The organism is Streptomyces sp. SID13726 (assembly GCF_010548375.1).
In the GTDB taxonomy this organism is placed as follows: Bacteria; Actinomycetota; Actinomycetes; order Streptomycetales; family Streptomycetaceae; genus Streptomyces.
Window position 1 is genome coordinate 484,741 of the sequence record NZ_JAAGLY010000004.1, and the last position, 15,978, is coordinate 500,718.

Annotated in this window: 12 protein-coding genes and 1 riboswitch; of the genes, 4 read left to right on the forward strand and 8 right to left on the reverse strand. The window is 70.1% G+C overall.

Features of this window, described 5'->3' with window-relative positions:
* Nucleotides 1–9: 9 nt before the first annotated feature.
* From G3I78_RS13495 to G3I78_RS13505, 3 genes are all read right to left on the reverse strand, one after another.
* Nucleotides 10–1,257, reverse strand: a complete 1,248-nt coding sequence (locus G3I78_RS13495; RefSeq protein ID WP_164423867.1) for an outer membrane lipoprotein carrier protein LolA — start codon at nt 1,255–1,257, stop codon at nt 10–12.
* Between the two features lie 229 nt (nt 1,258–1,486).
* The gene (locus tag G3I78_RS13500; protein WP_164423869.1) at nt 1,487–2,539 is read right to left on the reverse strand and encodes a CHRD domain-containing protein; all 1,053 of its coding nucleotides are present in this window, start codon (nt 2,537–2,539) and stop codon (nt 1,487–1,489) included.
* A gap of 110 nt (nt 2,540–2,649) precedes the next feature.
* Nucleotides 2,650–3,660, reverse strand: coding sequence for a polyprenyl synthetase family protein (locus G3I78_RS13505; RefSeq protein ID WP_164423871.1), 1,011 nt, complete (start codon nt 3,658–3,660; stop codon nt 2,650–2,652).
* A gap of 208 nt (nt 3,661–3,868) precedes the next feature.
* On the opposite strand from G3I78_RS13505, the gene G3I78_RS13510 reads away from it, so the two are divergent.
* The 3 genes from G3I78_RS13510 to G3I78_RS13520 all read left to right on the forward strand — a co-directional run bounded on the left by G3I78_RS13510 (nt 3,869) and on the right by G3I78_RS13520 (nt 8,325).
* Entirely contained in the window at nt 3,869–5,371 is a 1,503-nt protein-coding gene (locus G3I78_RS13510) for a peptide MFS transporter (protein WP_343243735.1), read from the forward strand.
* A gap of 15 nt (nt 5,372–5,386) precedes the next feature.
* On the forward strand, nt 5,387–7,393 hold the full coding sequence (locus G3I78_RS13515) for a CocE/NonD family hydrolase (RefSeq protein WP_164424201.1): 2,007 nt from the start codon (nt 5,387–5,389) through the stop codon (nt 7,391–7,393).
* A 271-nt stretch (nt 7,394–7,664) separates the two neighbouring features.
* Nucleotides 7,665–7,837, forward strand: a riboswitch (cyclic di-AMP (ydaO/yuaA leader).
* A 5-nt stretch (nt 7,838–7,842) separates the two neighbouring features.
* Nucleotides 7,843–8,325 (forward strand): transglycosylase SLT domain-containing protein, encoded by a 483-nt coding sequence (locus G3I78_RS13520; protein ID WP_164423873.1) that lies wholly within the window; start codon nt 7,843–7,845, stop codon nt 8,323–8,325.
* Between the two features lie 3 nt (nt 8,326–8,328).
* On the opposite strand, the gene G3I78_RS13525 is transcribed toward G3I78_RS13520, so the two are convergent.
* From G3I78_RS13525 to G3I78_RS13545, 5 genes are all read right to left on the reverse strand, one after another.
* A complete protein-coding gene (locus G3I78_RS13525; RefSeq protein ID WP_164423875.1) occupies nt 8,329–9,141 on the reverse strand; it encodes an HAD family hydrolase in 813 nt (270 codons plus the stop codon).
* Between the two features lie 268 nt (nt 9,142–9,409).
* On the reverse strand, nt 9,410–10,438 hold the full coding sequence (locus G3I78_RS13530; protein ID WP_164423877.1) for a LacI family DNA-binding transcriptional regulator: 1,029 nt from the start codon (nt 10,436–10,438) through the stop codon (nt 9,410–9,412).
* 40 nt (nt 10,439–10,478) lie between these two features.
* Nucleotides 10,479–11,345: a carbohydrate ABC transporter permease gene (locus G3I78_RS13535; protein ID WP_164423879.1), complete on the reverse strand. Its 867-nt coding sequence runs from the start codon at nt 11,343–11,345 to the stop codon at nt 10,479–10,481.
* Nucleotides 11,342–12,337: a sugar ABC transporter permease gene (locus G3I78_RS13540; protein ID WP_203614873.1), complete on the reverse strand. Its 996-nt coding sequence runs from the start codon at nt 12,335–12,337 to the stop codon at nt 11,342–11,344. Before G3I78_RS13540 ends, G3I78_RS13535 begins: the two co-directional genes overlap by 4 nt.
* Complete coding sequence (locus G3I78_RS13545) at nt 12,334–13,671, reverse strand: sugar ABC transporter substrate-binding protein (protein WP_164423881.1); 1,338 nt, start codon at nt 13,669–13,671, stop codon at nt 12,334–12,336. The genes G3I78_RS13540 and G3I78_RS13545 overlap by 4 nt, the downstream gene beginning before the upstream one ends.
* A 266-nt stretch (nt 13,672–13,937) precedes the next feature.
* Between G3I78_RS13545 and G3I78_RS13550 the strand changes: the two genes are divergently transcribed.
* A complete protein-coding gene (locus G3I78_RS13550) occupies nt 13,938–15,938 on the forward strand; it encodes a beta-galactosidase (RefSeq protein WP_164423883.1) in 2,001 nt (666 codons plus the stop codon).
* Nucleotides 15,939–15,978: the final 40 nt, after the last annotated feature.

Consider the following 15,978-nt stretch of genomic DNA (forward strand, 5'->3'; position numbering starts at 1 on the left):
CCGCGGGAGCTACTTGCCCGCGTCGGCCGCCTTCACCAGCGCGTCCTTGGTGACCGCGCCGACGTAGATCTTGCCGTCGTCCGTGATCAGGGCGTTGATCAGGCGGGTCTTGAAGACGGTGCCCTCGCCGAACTTGCCGGAGACCTTGTCGCCGAGCGAGTCCAGGAAGCCGCCGATGTCGCCGCCGCCGGCCTCGGCGCCGGACGGCATGCCCTGGCCGCCGGTGTCGAAGGTGGCTATGGAGTCCCAGCCGTCCCCGATGACGTTCAGGCCGTCCTTGCCGAAGTCCTTGCCGAGGTCCTTGCCCAGGTCCTCGGGGGCACCCTTGGGCGCGCCCTTGCCGAAGTCCTCGGAGTGCTCCGAGGCCTTCGCCGCGTCCTCCTCCTCGACCTTCGCGCCCTTCGGCGGGGTGAAGTCGAAGGTGGAGGCGGCCGGCTTGGCGAAGCTGACCTGGGTGAAGCCGGCGTCCACGACGGCGGCGCCGCCGCTGGCCGGGGTGAGCGTGAACTTCAGCGGCAGGCCGGTCCTGGAGTCCACGGCGACGGTGATCTGGCCGACCGTCGAGCCCTCGTCCTTGGGCTTGATGACCAGGCGGTAGGCGTCCCGCCCCGCGACCTGCGCGGTGCCCTCGACGGTCACCGAGGTGGTCTTGTCGGCGGCCTTGAGGGCTTGCTCGGCGAGGTCCTTGGGCGTGGCCGGGAGCTCTTCCTTCTGCTTGCCGTCGCTCTCGTCGACCGTGGTGTGGAAGACGGAGTTGGACTTGCTGTCGTAGCCCCAGACGTCCTTGCCGTTGTGGATGAGGCTGTACTCCGCCGCGTTCTCCAGCAGCGAGACCTTCTGCTTGTTCTCGCCGTCCGCCGCGACGCGCAGCGTGTGCGTGCCGGAGGCGAGTTCGGTGAGCTTGGTGGAGGGGTCGGCGGAGGCGCCGTCGCCCGAACCGGAGGGTCCGGCGGCGGAGCCGAGCGAGCTCTCCAGGCCGCCGAGGTCCGGCAGGCCGAGGTCGGTGGTGATCTTCACGGTGCCGGACAGCTGCTGGACGTCCGACGCGGCGATCTTCTCGATGAGTTCCTGTGCGCTGACCTTCGGCAGGTCGGGGTCTCCGGAGTCGGCGAGTGCCGGGACGAGCCCGATGGTCGCCGCCGCGACTCCCACCACGGTGGCCGGCACGACGTATCGCGCGGCCTTGCGCCGGCGCGCCGAGCGCAGCTCCTCGGCGTCAGCGGCAGTCGCGCTGTCGTCGGATTCGTACGGTGCCATGTGTGCCTTACCTCCGTCGTCGGCGGCGGCTGTAGCTCCCCTGCGTCCACCCCGTAGCCGCCATTCTCACCCGAATCGGTGAGGAGTGGTGTTTTCCGTGGTGTCCATCTGACCAAATCGGCCATGAGCATGCGTCAGCCCTCGGGGCCAACTCCGTGTACACCTGGGGTATGACACGACATGCGGGCGCCCCCTACGACCCGTAGGGGGCGCCCCTCTGAGGGAAGGGTCAGCTCTGGAGGAACACGTAGTCGGCCTGGTAGGGAACCCCGACGATCGTGCCCGGTGTGCAGGAGCCGGTCGGGGCGACCCCGCCGACGGTGTTCAGCCGCAGGATCTCCACGGTGTCGGCGAGCAGGCCGTGGTGGCGGCCGGACTGAGTCGCCTTCAGGTCCAGCTCGGGGATGTTCCTCTCCCCGTTCGCCGTCTTGGAGACGAGCGCTCCGGTGACCGCGCTGCGGTCGGGCGCGATCCACTGCGGGGTCCCGGAGTTGGGCTTCACGAAGGAGTGCGCGATCCGTCCGCCGAGCACCGCGGCCACGTCCCGCTGGGCGAAGGCGTACCCGCCGCCCTCGGCGGGCTTGCACTGGTAGATCTGCTTGCCCTTGACCACGGACGCCTGGAAGTTGTGCAGCGCGTCCCGGAAGTCGAAGTCGGCGACGGTGACCTTGTGGAGCTGGCCGCGGACGGCTCCGCCGGGGAACTCGGCGGTGTGCAGGTTGGCGTAGAAGGAGTTCGGGTCGGCCTTGAGGCGGCCCAGCAGGGCCTTGTCCTTGACCTTCACGGTGCCGGTGACGGTGTGGTTGCGGCTGCCCTTCAGCAGGTCGGTGAAGTCGACCTTGATGCCGCCGTTGACGCCCCGCGCGCCCTGGTGGATGTGGAGCGCGGTGGGCTTGGCGACTCCGGCCCACTTCACGGCGACGGAGACCTTGTCGCCCTTGACCTTGATGAACTCCAGCGCGGCGCCGTCCCGGTCGCCCACGGCGGGGCCGCCGGCGACGGGTACCTCGTTGGCTCCGCGGAGGCTCGCGGCGAGCAGCGTGCCGCCCTTGCCGCCGGACGCGGCACCGGAGGCGGACTGGCTCACGATCTCCGAGCGGCTCACACCGGAGTGGTCCATGCCGGAGTGGTCCATGCCGGAGTGCCCCGCGTGGTCAGCACGGGCGCCTCCGGCGGCGAAGGCGGGTATCACCGCGGCGGCGATGCCACCGGCGGCCGCCACCGCGACGGCGGTGACGAGCAGGCTCTTACGGCGGTTCGAGAACGTCGTGTTGATGCCCATGATTCTGTTTTCTCCCCGTATTGCGGCCGACGCCCCCTGCGTCGGCTTCTGTGCATGCAATTCGGAGGAGATCTCAGCTTGGATTTAGTCCAAGGTGGTGACGTGCGTCACTATCCCGCGCGGTGCACCACCGCGTCGCACAGCTCCATCAGGGACGCCTTCGCGTCGCACTCCCGCAGCGGGGCCAGCGCCGCGCGCGCGTCCTCCGCGTAGCGCACGGTGTCCCTGCGGGCCTGCTCAAGGGCGGGGTGGGCACGCAGCGCGGCCAGCGCCTCCGCGTGCCGGGCGTCGTCCGTGAGGTCGGAGTCGAGGAGCGCGCACAGGGCGATGTCCTCGGCGAGGCCCAGGCGCTCGGCCCGCTCGCGCAGCCGCAGCACCGGCATGGTGGGGATGCCCTCGCGCAGGTCGGTGCCCGGGGTCTTGCCGGACTCGTGGGAGTCGGAGGCGATGTCCAGGACGTCGTCGGCCAGTTGGAAGGCCACGCCGAGCCGCTCGCCGTACTGGGTCAGGACGTCCACGACCGTCTCGTCGGCGCCGGACATCATCGCGCCGAAGCGGCACGAGACCGCGACCAGCGAGCCGGTCTTGCCACCGAGGACGTCCAGGTAGTGCTCGACCGGGTCGCGGCCGTCCATCGGGCCCGCGGTCTCCAGGATCTGGCCGGTGACCAGGCGTTCGAACGCCTCGGCCTGCACCCGGACCGCCTCGGGGCCGAGGTCGGCCAGTATGTGCGAGGCGCGGGCGAACAGGAAGTCGCCGGTCAGCACGGCCACCGAGTTGCCCCAGCGGGTGTTGGCGCTGTCCACGCCCCGCCGGACGGCCGCCTCGTCCATGACGTCGTCGTGGTACAGCGTCGCGAGGTGGGTCAGCTCGACCACCACGGCCGACGGCACCACACCCGGCGCGTAGGGGTCGCCGAACTGGGCGGCGAGCATCACGAGAAGCGGACGGAACCGCTTTCCGCCCGCGCGCACCAGATGCTGGGCGGCCTCCGTGATGAAGGGGACCTCACTCTTGGTGGCTTCGAGCAGTCCCTCCTCGACAGCCGTCATTCCGGCCTGGACATCGGCTTCCAGAGCCTGGTCCCGCACGCTCAGCCCGAACGGCCCGACGACGGTCACGAGGGGTCTCCTGTCTGCTGGTGTCCACTGGCGGTTATGCGGAATGTCGATAGGTCGCTGCCATCACTCAAGTCAGCGTATCCGGTCACCTTTGGATCACCGATAGCGCCCGCCCCGTCCATGCCAGGCGGTATCGGATCACGACCGGTATGTTTTTGATCAACTGAAAAGAACGGATATCTATCGACTTGTAGGGAAGTAGCGGCCTGTGTCCCGAACCGAAGTCGTGATCCCGCCCGACGACCAGCCGCCTCCCGAGGACGACACCGCGTTCTTCGGCCAGCCCAAGGGCCTGCTGACCCTCTCCGGTCTCGAGGTCTGGGAGCGCTTCTCGTTCCTCGGCATGCAGGCCATCCTCGTCCTGTACTTCGCCGACACGGTCGCGCACGGCGGCATGGGCATGTCGGCCGGAACCGCCGCCTCCGTCTCCGCGGCCTACGGCACCCTCGTCTACCTGGTCTCCGTCGCCGGCGGCTGGCTCGCCGACCGCATCCTCGGCTCGTACCGCGCGGTGCTGTGGGGCGGCATCCTGATCGCCTGCGGCCACTACGCGATGGCCGTGCCGACCGGGACCATGACCTGGGTGGGCCTCGGCCTCATCAGCGCGGGCACCGGGCTCCTGAAGCCCAACGTGGCCACCATGGTCGGCAAGCTGTACCGCACCGACGACGAGCGCCGGGACGCCGGTTTCGCGCTGTACTACATGGCGATCAACATCGGCGCCTTCGCGGGCCCGCTGATCACCGGCTGGCTCGGCGACCACAAGGGCTGGCACTGGGGCTTCTCGGCGGCGGCGATCGGCATGACCTTCGGGCTGATCCAGTACGTCCTGGGCCGCGGACATCTGGCGGGGCGCAAGAACGCGGCCGAGTTCGCGCTCGCGCCCCGGGCGATGCGCAGGACCGTGCGTCTGATCATCGCGGGAACGGCGGTCGTCGCCCTGGCCGCCACCCTGCTCGTCCTCGCCGGCTCGCTCACCATGGACCGCTTCGTCGACCTGCTCACCCTCATCTCGGTGATCGCCCCGGTCGTCTACTTCGCGGTGATGTTCGGCAGCCCCCGGGTCACCGCGGAGGAACGCGGCCGTCTGAGGCCGTACATCGTGCTCTTCCTGGCCTCGACGGTGTTCAACTTCATCCTGTTCCAGGCCTACTCGACGATGATGCTGCTGGCCTCCACGAACGCCGAGACGGCCATCCTGGGCTTCGACTTCCCGGCCAGCTGGTACGCCTCCGCGCTGGGCGCCTTCGAGGTCGGGCTGGCGCCGGTGGTCGCCGCGCTGTGGGTGCGCATGGGCCGCCGCCAGCCGCACGCCTCCAACAAGATCGCCATCGGGGTCGTCCTGGGCGGCCTGTCGTTCCTGCTGATGACCCTGCCGACCAGCGGACACTCCGGCGACGACTACCTGATGTCCGCCTGGTGGATCGTCGGCTCCTACTTCCTGCTCGGCCTCGGTGACATCCTCCTGGAGACCTCCGGCATGTCGGCCACCACCAAGCTCGCCCCGGTGGCCTTCTCCAGCCAGACCATGTCCCTGTGGTTCCTGTCGCTCGCGCTCGCCAACGGCATCCAGGCCCAGACGGTGAAGCTCTACGACGACGTCTCCAAGCCCGCGTACTTCGGCGTCAACGGCGCGATCGCGGTGGCCGCGGGCCTCGCCGTGATGGCCGCCGCACCCTGGCTGCGCCGCACCATGCACCCCGTCCACTGAGGTCACCCGATGAGCATCCACATCCGTACGTCCTTCCCCTACGAGACGGCCCACGAGGACGTCCGCATCCCGCTCCCGGACGGGACGCTCCTCTACGCGCGCGTGTGGCGGCCCCTCACCCCCGAACCGGTACCCGCGATCCTGGAATACCTGCCGTACCGGCTCACCGACTGGACCGCGCCCCGCGACTGGCAGCGCCACCCCTGGTACGCGGGCCACGGCTACGCCTCGGTCCGCGTGGACGTGCGCGGGCACGGCAACAGCGAGGGCATGCCGGGCGACGAGTACTCGGCGACCGAGCTCGCCGACGGCGTCGAGGTCGTCAACTGGCTGGCCGCGCAGCCCTGGTGCGACGGCAGGGTCGGCATGTTCGGCATCTCCTGGGGCGGTTTCAACTCCCTCCAGATCGCGGCCCTCGCACCCGAGCCGCTCAAGGCGGTCGTCACCGTCTGCTCCACCGACGACCGTTATGACAACGACGTGCACTACATGGGAGGTTCCGTCCTCGCGGTGGACATGCACGCGTGGGCGGCGACGATGCTCGCGTTCGTCTCCCGGCCGCCGGATCCGCACTACGCGGGACCGGAGTGGCGGGACCTGTGGCTCAAGCGCCTGGAGGGCGTCGACCCGTTCATCCACACCTGGCTCGACCACCAGACCCGTGACGCCTACTGGCGCCACGGCAGCGTCTGCGAGGACTACGGCGCGATCGGCGCGGCCGTCCTCGCGGTGGGCGGCTGGCACGACCCGTACCGCGACACGGTCCTGCGGCTCGTCGAGCATCTGCCCGAGGACCGCGTCCGCGGCCTGATCGGCCCCTGGTCCCACCAGTACCCCGACCGCGGTCTGCCGCCCGGCCCGGCGATCGGCTTCCTCCAGGAGACCCTGCGCTGGTGGGACCAGCACCTCAAGGGCGCCGACACCGGAGTCATGCGCGAACCGCTCCTGCGGGCCTACGTCAGCGACTCGCACCCTCCGGCCACGGTGTACGACACCCTGCCGGGCCGCTGGGTCGGCGAACCGGCGTGGCCCTCCCCGAACGTGACCACGGTGTCGTACGGCCTTCAGGGCGCCCCTGTTCCGGTCCGTTCCCCGCAGCACACGGGCGTGGACGCCGGCCGTTTCTTCCCCTTCGGCAACGACGCCGACCTGCCGCCGGACCAGCGGGAGGAGGACGCCCGCTCGGTCTGCTTCGAGTTCGCGGTGGGTGAGGAGACGTGGGTGCTGGGGCGGCCCCGGGTGCGGCTCAGGGTGAGCTCGGAGGTGGCGCGCGGGCAGGTCGTCGCGCGGCTCTGCGATGTCGCGCCGGACGGTTCGTCGACGCTCGTCACGCGAGGGGTGCTGAATCTCTCGGCGCGGCTCGGGCGGGACCGGTCCGTGCCCTGGGAGCCGGGGGCCGCCGAGGAGGTGTCCTTCGAGCTGAACGGCATCGGGCACGCCTTCCCGCCCGGACACCGCATCCGGCTCGCCGTGTCCTCAGCGTACTGGCCGTGGATCTGGCCGCAGCCGGAGTCGCGGGCCGGGTTCACGCTGGATCCGGCGGGGAGCTTCCTCGAACTGCCGGTACGCGCGCGTGAGGCGGCCTCGGGCATGGACTCGGAGATCTCCTTCGAGGAGCCTGAGCAGTCCCCACCCCTCGGCGTGAACTTCCCCGCGACCCTCGACGAACCCCGCCCCGAGCGCCTGGTCGTGCGGGACGTGGCCAAGGGTGAGTGGCGGCTGGAGGTCGACCCCCGGTACGGCGGCACGCGCGTGTACCCAGACGGTCTGGAGTTCACCGAGGACGCGCTGGAGACGTACACGATCCAGGAGGCGGACCCGCTGTCGGCGCACGCCCGCTCGGACTGGTCGATCCGGCTGCACCGCCCTGAGCTCGCCTGGGACACCACCGTCCGCACCCGCTCGGAGATCAGCTGCGACGGGACGGACTTCCTCACCTCGAACGAGGTGATCTGTACCGACGGCGACGAGGTGGTGTTCCACCGGACGTGGGAGAAGCGGATTCCACGGACGGCCGGTTGACCACGAGTTGGGCATTCTTGCCCGTTTTACCCCTCTTGCACTCGGCTGTGACTTGGCCCACTCGGGCAGGCGGATCGGCAGGCATCCGGAATGCGCCGATCCGCCTTTGCCCGTGCGCGAGTTGAGGCTTGGCGACCGCAAAGGATCAAGCGCCTCAAATGCCTCCTACCAAGGTCAATAGGCACCGCATGTGAATTCGCCACTTGTTCCGGACATGTGCTCTCGCATACGTTCCGGGCCTGTCGGGCGGACGCCGAATCCTGCCACCGCCCGTACACACCCACCGAGAACCAGGGCAGGAGCGGGGGACCCAGGTAAGTCGCCGGACCGGGCGTCTTCGGACAGACCGGTAAGGCTTGGGGTGAAGTCATGCCTTTCGCGGGCATGGCCGGGCATCTCCCGCCCGAACCCGACAGCTCACCTCGCAGGCGACGGAGAGGAACTTCGCCATGCCTGCTGCCGCTCAGCACCGTCTCAAGCGCGAGAACCGTCTCGCCCGCAAGCTCGCCGTCCTCGGCACCGGGGCCGCCGTGCTCGCCCTCCCGCTCATCGGCGCGACCAGCGCGTCCGCGGCCACCCCGGCCGTGCAGACCGCGACCACGCTCGGCTACTCCAACACCCTCGACGGCTGGATCCGGGCCTCCCTCGCCGTCATGGCGGAGAACGGCATCCCGGGCTCCTACGACGGCATCTACCGCAACGTCATCCGCGAGTCCTCCGGCAACCCGTGGGCCATCAACAACTGGGACTCCAACGCGGCCGCCGGCACCCCGTCCAAGGGCCTGCTCCAGGTGATCGACCCGACCTTCAACGCCTACCACGTGGCCAACACCTCGTGGGACCCGTACGACCCGGTCGCCAACATCACCGCGGCCTGCAACTACGCGGCGCAGCGGTACGGGTCCATCGACAACGTGTGGGGCGCGTACTAGGAACTACGCCTCACCGAACAGTCTTTCGAGGACGACGGCGATGCCGTCGTCCTCGTTCGACAGGGTCACCTCGTCGGCCACGGCCTTGAGTTCGGGGTGGGCGTTGGCCATCGCGACACCGTGGGCCGCCCAGTCGAACATCGGGATGTCGTTGGGCATGTCCCCGAAGGCGATCGTCACCTCGGGGCCCAGGCCCAGGTGTTCGGCGGCCAGCGCGAGGCCGGTCGCCTTGGTGATGCCGCATGGCTGGAGTTCGACGGTCCCGGGTCCCGACATGGTGACGGTGGCCAGTGAGCCGACCACGGAGCGGGCCGTGACTGCCAACTCGTCGTCGGACAGGTACGGGTGACGCAGCAGCACCTTGCTGATCGGCTCGCACCACAGGTCGTCGCGGCGGCCCACCCGCACCGCGGGCAGCGTCGGATGGGGCATCAGATAGCCCGGCTCGATGAGGGTGAGCCCGTCCACGCCGTCCTGGTCGACGGCCGCGTACACCTGCCCGACCTCGGCCTCGATCTTGCCGAGCGCGGTCTCGGCCAGCTCCCGGTCCAGGGTCACCGACCACAGCAGACGGTCCGCGCCGGCGTCGTACACCTGCGCGCCCTGCCCGCACACCGCGAGCCCCGTGCTGCCGAGGTCGTCGAGGAGCGGCCGCACTCTGGGCGCCGGCCGTCCCGTGACGACGAGATGCCGGGCGCCGCCGGCGGCCACCCTCGCGAGCGCGGCCAGCGACCGGTCGGAGAGGGTGTCGTCGGCGCGCAGCAGCGTTCCGTCCAGGTCGGTGGCGATGAGTGAATATGCGGTGGAGGCGGCCATGATCAGAGAATACGGATGGTTGGCCCCTCCGACTCGACGCGAACCGGACGGCTGCTGCTTTCACATCCGTTGACGGCAGTTCCGGTTCCGGGGCGTGACGCGGCGCGTCGGGAACGGCCGCACCACGACCGGGCGTGCCAGGCGACATGCCGCCTGTCGACCGGATGCGGTCGGGCGGGGCGCGACGGCTGTGACGGCGGCCGACGTGACGCGGCGACGGTCGGTCCCGCTGCCCGCGTGCCGTCGGCTCCCGCTCCCTCGCGGAGCGCTACGCCGAGTCCCGCACCACCAGTTCCGTCGGGAGTATCACCCCCGCCGTGTCCTCGCCCGCGATCTGGGCGAGGAGCATGCGGACCATCTCGGCGCTGATGCGGTCGAAGGGCTGGCGCATGGTGGTGAGGGCGGGGGCGATGGCGGTGGCCGCCGGGGAGTCGTCGAAGCCGCCGACAGCGATGTCGTCGGGGACCGAACGGCCCGCCTGCTGAAGGACGCCCACGACACCGAGGGCCATGAGGTCGGAGGCGACGAACACCGCGTCCATGTCGGGGGCCTGGGCGAGCAGGCGCCGGGCGGCCCGTTCGCCGCCGCTGCGCCGGAAGTCGCCCTCGACCACGAGCGCCGCGTCGTACGGCAGTCCCGCCTCGGCGAGCACGTCCCGGTACCCGGCGAGCCGGTCGGGCCCGCCCGGCATGTCCAGCGGCCCGGTGACCATGCCGACGCGCCGGCGGCCGCCGTCGAGGAGATGCCGGACCATGTCCTGCGCGCCCTCGCGGTCGGCGGCGGCCACGTAACTCACCTTGGAGCCGAGCCCGATCGGCTTGCCGCAGACCACCAACGGGATCCCGGCGTCGTGCAGTTCGGCCGCGACCGGGTCACCGCTGTGGTTGGACAGCAGCAGCACCCCGTCGACGTGACCCGAAGTGATGTACCGGGTCAGGCGCCGCCGGTCGTCGTCGCTCTCGGCGAGCATCAGCAGCAGCGGGATGTCGTGCTGGGCGAGCCGCTCGGTGCAGCCCCGCAGCAGGATGTTGAAGTTGGGGTCCTCGAAGAACTTCTCCTGCGGTTCCGTCAGAAGGAACGCCACCGAGTCCGAGCGGCCCGTACTGAGGCTGCGCGCATGCCGGTTGACCACATAGCCGGTCTTCTTGATGGCGGACTCCACGGCCCGCCCGGCGGCGGGCGAGACGTAGTGGCCGCCGTTCAGGAAGCGGGAGACGGTCCCCCGCGACACGCCCGCCTCGCGGGCCACGTCGTGGATGGTGGGGGGCCTGCGGCGGCCGTTCGCGCTGGTGGTCATGTTCCTCGTCAGCTAGAGACGTCAGCAAGAGAAGGGTTGTTCAGGCCTTGACCGAGCCGCTCAGCAGGTCCAGGGACCAGAACCGCTGGATCACCAGGAAGAGCGCGATCAGCGGGAGGATCGCGAGCAGACAGCCGGTGATGACCAGGGTGTAGAGGGCCGGCTGCGAGGCGCCCTGGGCGAGCAGCGTGTAGAGGCCGAGGGTGATCGGGAACTTCTCGTCGTCGGCCAGCATCACGTACGGCAGCAGGAAGTTGTTCCAGATGCCGACGAACTGGAAGAGGAACACCGTGATCAGGCCCGGCATCATCATCGGTACGGCGATCCGCGAGAAGATCCGCCACTCGCTCGCGCCGTCCATGCGGGCCGCCTCCATCAGCTCGGCGGGCACCGAGGCCGCCGCGTAGATGCGGACCAGGTAGACGCCGTAGGGCGAGAGGATCGACGGCAGCAGCATCGACCAGTACGAGTCGGCCATGCCGAGCTTCGACAGCAGCAGGTACTGCGGTACGGCGAGCACGATCGACGGGACCAGGACGCCGGCCAGGATCATCTTGAAGATGGCCTCACGGCCGCGGAAGGCGAACCGGCCGAGCGCGTAGCCGCCCGCCGCCGAGACCGCGGCGGAGAGAAGGGCGCCGAAACCGGCGTAGAAGGCCGAGTTGGCCATCCACTTCCAGAAGATGCCGTCGCGGTAGGCGGTCAGGTCGCTGAGGTTCTGGAAGAAGCCGGTGCCGGGGGCGAAGGTGAAGGTGGAGAAGAGCTCCGACCGGTCCTTGGTCGCCGCGACGACCACCCAGGCGATGGGGACCAGGCAGTACAGCGCGCCGAGGATCAGCACGATCGTGGGCACCCAGGCGGTGCGGCGACCGCTGTCGGGCTTGGCGGTGAGGGTGAGGGGGGTCATGCCCGGTCCTCCCGGGTGTAGCGGTCGGAGATGCGCAGCAGCGTGAAGGAGAGGACGAACGTGGCCAGGGCCAGGACGACCGCGGTGGCGGAGGCGCCGTAGATGTCGGACTGGAGGAAGGCCTTGTCGTAGATGGCCATCAGGGGGCTCCACGAGCTGGGCAGGCCGTTGGTCAGCGGCTTGAGGGTCATCGGCTCGGTGAAGACCTGGAGGGTGGCGATCACGGAGAAGAAGAAGGTGAGGACCAGGGAGGGCATCACGATCGGGATCTTGATCCGCAGGGCGATCTTCAGGTCGGACGCGCCGTCGATCCTCGCCGCCTCGTAGATGTCCGGCGGGATCGCCCTGAGCGCGGTGTAGATGACGATCATGTTGAAGCCGGTGCCGCCCCAGACCGCGATGTTCGCGAAGGAGAGGTAGAGGTTGCCGCCGTCGAACAGGTCGGGCTGCGGGAGGCCGAACTTGTCGAGCAGGTAGTAGAAGGGGCTGACGTCCGGCAGGTAGAGGAAGCCCCACATGAGGGCGGCGATGATGCCCGGCACCGCGTACGGCAGGAAGATCATCAGCCGGGCGAAGGGCGCGCTGCGGGCCTTCGGGGTGTCCAGCATCAGCGCGAACAGCAGCGCGAGGCCCAGCATGGTCGGGATGACGATGAGGCCGTAGCCGAAGGCGCGCAGGACGCTGTGGCCGAACTCGGAGTCGTTGAGGACGTCCGTGTAGTTGCCGATGCCGTTCCAGACCTGCTGCCGGGCTCCCTTGCCGAGGCCGATGCCCTTGACCTGGACCCGGTGCAGGCTCAGCCAGATCGCGTACCCGATGGGCACCACGGTGAAGGCGGCGAAGAGGGTGAGGGTGGGCACCAGGAACCAGTACGGTGCGCCGCGGCCACGGCGGCGGGGGCGGCTGGGGCGGACGGACTGGGCAGTGCCGGTGCCGTCCGCCAAGGGCCCGACCTCGGTGAGGTCGGCGCCCTTGAGCGGCGCGCTGGTCATGCCTCGGTCACCTCGAAGCCCTGCTTCTTCATGTCGGCGAAGGTCTTCGACTGCATGGTGGCGAGGGCGGAGTCGAACTGGGACTCCTTCTTCGCCTTGGTCGCCTTGCCGAAGGCGTCCTGGAAGGTGGTGTACGCCGTGTTGACGTTGGGGCCCCAGGCAGCGGCGGCCGTGGTCGCGGCGATCTCACCGGCCGTGGTGTAGAAGTCCGCCTGGTTCGAGAAGAACTCGGGCGTGGTCAGGACGTCGCCGGACTGGCCCTTGGTCGCGGCCGGGTAGATCGCGACCTCCTTGACCAGGGCGGCCAGCGCCTCCGGGTCGGTGTTCAGCCAGGTGGCGAACTTGGCGGCGGCCTCGGCGTGCTTGGAGTCGGTGGAGACACCGGTGGAGGAACCGCCCCAGCTGCCGGTGACGTTCTCGCCGGACTTCCACTGCGGGAGCGGGGCCATGCGCCACTTGCCCTTGGTGTCGGGCGCGGAGGAGACCAGCACACCGGGCGCCCAGACCGCAGAGACCCAGGCCAGGTGGGTGCCCTTGTTGAGGGCGTTGTTCCAGGCCGGGGTGTACATCGGCTGGTTGTCGATGACGCCCTCCTGCACCAGGCCGCCCCAGAACTCGGCGACCTGCTCGGTGGCCGCGTCGTCGATGCCGACGGTCCACTTGCCGGCCGAGTCGACGGTCCACCACTTGGCGCCGGCCTGCTGGGAGAGGCCCGCGAACAGACCGGGGTCGTTGGAGGAGAAGGTGGTCAGATACGCATCCGGGACGGCCTTCTTGGCGGCGCGGGCGGTCTCGGCGAACTCCGTCCAGGTCTTCGGGACGGTCAGGCCGTGCTTCTTGAAGAGGTCCTCGCGGTAGTAGAACATCAGCGGCCCGGCGTCCTGCGGGATCGCGTAGAGCGCGTCCGTGCCCAGGGTGACCATGCCCCACAGGCCCTCGGCGAACTGGGACTTGGTGTCACCGGCGTACTTGGTGATGTCGGCCAGGACGTCGTTGGAGACCAGGGTCGGCAGGGACTGGTACTCGACCTGGATGAGGTCGGGGGCGTTGCCGGCCTTCTTCGCGGTGATCAGCTTGGAGACGATCTCGCCGCCGCTGGCCTGCTTGGACACGGTGACCGTGATGTCCGGGTTCTTCTTGTTCCAGATCGCGGCGACCTTCTCCATGTTGGGCGCCCACGCCCAGTAGGTCAGCTTGACCGGCCCGCTGCTCTCGCCGGAGTCCTTGTCGTCGGAACCGCCGCAGGCGGCGAGGGTGCTGGTGAGGCCGAGGGCTGCGGCCCCGGCAAGGATGCTGCGCCTGCTGATCTGGCGGCGGTTGATCGACATCTTCATCTCCCCTGACTTGGAACCAGCCGGTCTCGGGACGTCGCGCGTTCGCGGCAACCGCCGTGGGGGGAGGTTCTGCGGACGTGACCGAGAGGCTGTGCGCGAGGGCCGCGCGGCTCTGTGATCGTGCACAGTAGAGAATTGTTTCGTCCCCTTGTCAATGGCGGGGGCGTGGGGTTACCTACTTGTTGCTCGCAGATGTCGGCTGTTCTCGCTGCTGTGCACGATCACAGAAACCCGACGTCATCCCGCCCATTCCTGGGAGCCATCGCATGCCCTCCGCCGCCCCGCACGACCGCCTGCCACTCGCCTTCGGGGGCGACTACAACCCCGAGCAGTGGCCGGAAGAGGTGTGGGAGGAGGACGTACGGCTGATGCGCGAGGCCGGTGTGACGATGGTCTCGCTGGGGATCTTCGCCTGGTCCCGGATCGAGCCCCGGCCCGGCGCGTACGACTGGGACTGGCTGGACCGGATCATCGGGATGCTCCACGGGGCCGGCATCGCCGTGGACCTCGCGACGCCGACCGTCGTGCCGCCCGCGTGGTTCTACCGGGCGCACCCCGAGGCGCTGCCGGTGACGCGGGAGGGGGTGCGGCTGGCGTTCGGGTCGCGCGGGGCGATCTGCCACTCCGACCCCGCGTACCGGGCGGCGGCCTCGGCGGTCACCGAGCGGCTCGGGGAGCGGTACGGCCACCACCCCGCCGTCGTCCTGTGGCACGTCCACAACGAGTACGGCGCCCCCGTCCTCGCCTGCTACTGCGACACCTGCGCCGCCGCCTTCCGGGGCTGGCTCCGGGACCGCCACGGCACCCTCGACGCCCTCAACCGGGCCTGGGGCACGGCCTTCTGGGGCCAGCTCTACGGCGACTGGGAGGAGATCGGGGCACCCCGCGCGACGCCGACCGTGGCCAACCCCGCCCACCAGCTGGACTACCAGCGGTTCGCCGACTCGCAGGCCCGCGCCAACTTCGTGGCCGAGCGGGACATCCTGCACCGCCTCTCCCCCGGCGTGCCCGTGACCACCAACTTCATGGCCGCGCCCAGCCAGTGCTCGGCCGTCGACTACTGGGCCTGGGCCCGCGAGGTCGACCTGGTCACCAACGACCACTACCTGATCACCGACGGCCGCCGCACCCACGTCAACCTGGCCCTGGCCGCCGACCTCACCCGCTCCCTCGCGAGCGGCGAGCCCTGGCTGCTGCTCGAACACTCCCCCTCGGGCGTCAACTGGCAGCCGCACAACCCGGCCAAGGAGCCGGGCCAGCTGGCCCGCAACTCCCTGGGTCATGTCGCCCGCGGCTCCGAGGGCGCGATGTTCTTCCAGTGGCGGCAGTCCCGGCAGGGCGCCGAGAAGTTCCACTCGGCGATGCTCCCGCAGGGCGGCACGGGCACCCGCGTGTGGCGTGAGGTGTGCGACCTGGGGCACCGGGTCGCGGACCTCGCCGACCTGCGCGGCACCCGCACACGTGCCGACGTCGCCATGGTCTGGTCCTGGGAGTCCTGGTGGGCACAGAGCCTGGAGTGGCGGCCCAGCCAGGACCTGGACGCGCGGGAACGCCTCGACGCGTTCTACGAGGCGCTGTACGACCGGCACCTGACGGTGGACTTCTTCGCACCGGACGCGGTCGCGGAGCTGGACCCCGCGCGCCACCCGCTGCTGGTCGTCCCGCAGCTGTACTCGGCCGACCCGCGCCTGTCGGCGGACCTCGAACGGTACGTCTCCCGCGGCGGCACCCTCCTCGTCTCCTTCTTCTCCGGCATCGTCGACGCACACGACACCGTGCACCCCGGGCCCTACCCGGGAGCGCTGCGCGACGTACTCGGCCTGACCGTCGAGGAGTTCGACCCCCTGCTGCCGGGCGAGCGGGTCGCCGTACGGACGTCTCAAGGGGATGTCCTCCAGGCCGACCTGTGGTCCGAGTACGTCGTCCCCGGCGCCGGCTGCGAGACGGTCGCCGTCTTCGAGGGCGGGCGTACGGCGGGGCGCCCGGCGCTGACCCGGCGCGCGCTCGGCGAGGGGGCGGCCTGGTATCTGGCCACGCGGCTGACCGGTGCCGACCTGGCGGCGGTCGTGGACCTGGCCCTCGCGGACGCGGGGGTCGAGCCCGCTGATCTTCCCCGGGACGTCGAACTCGTCGTACGGGAGGGCGAGTCGGAGGTGTTCCGGTTCGCGGTCAACCACACCGACGCCGAGGTGAAGGTCGTGCTGCCGGACGGGAGCAGGGCCGTGGTGGGGGCGGGCGCGGTCGAGGTGTTCCGCGAGCCTCGCTGAGGTCGTCCCGCTTCCTTCCCTCCGTTTTTCCGTGTCGTTC

Coding starts and splice junctions, on each gene's coding strand:
- G3I78_RS13495 (WP_164423867.1), bottom strand. CDS start 1,257: ATGGCACCGTACGAATCCGACGACAGCGCGACTGCCGCTGACGCCGAG.
- G3I78_RS13500 (WP_164423869.1), bottom strand. CDS start 2,539: ATGGGCATCAACACGACGTTCTCGAACCGCCGTAAGAGCCTGCTCGTC.
- G3I78_RS13520 (WP_164423873.1), top strand. CDS start 7,843: ATGCCTGCTGCCGCTCAGCACCGTCTCAAGCGCGAGAACCGTCTCGCC.
- G3I78_RS13525 (WP_164423875.1), bottom strand. CDS start 9,141: ATGGCCGCCTCCACCGCATATTCACTCATCGCCACCGACCTGGACGGA.
- G3I78_RS13530 (WP_164423877.1), bottom strand. CDS start 10,438: ATGACCACCAGCGCGAACGGCCGCCGCAGGCCCCCCACCATCCACGAC.
- G3I78_RS13535 (WP_164423879.1), bottom strand. CDS start 11,345: ATGACCCCCCTCACCCTCACCGCCAAGCCCGACAGCGGTCGCCGCACC.
- G3I78_RS13540 (WP_203614873.1), bottom strand. CDS start 12,337: ATGACCAGCGCGCCGCTCAAGGGCGCCGACCTCACCGAGGTCGGGCCC.
- G3I78_RS13545 (WP_164423881.1), bottom strand. CDS start 13,671: ATGAAGATGTCGATCAACCGCCGCCAGATCAGCAGGCGCAGCATCCTT.
- G3I78_RS13550 (WP_164423883.1), top strand. CDS start 13,938: ATGCCCTCCGCCGCCCCGCACGACCGCCTGCCACTCGCCTTCGGGGGC.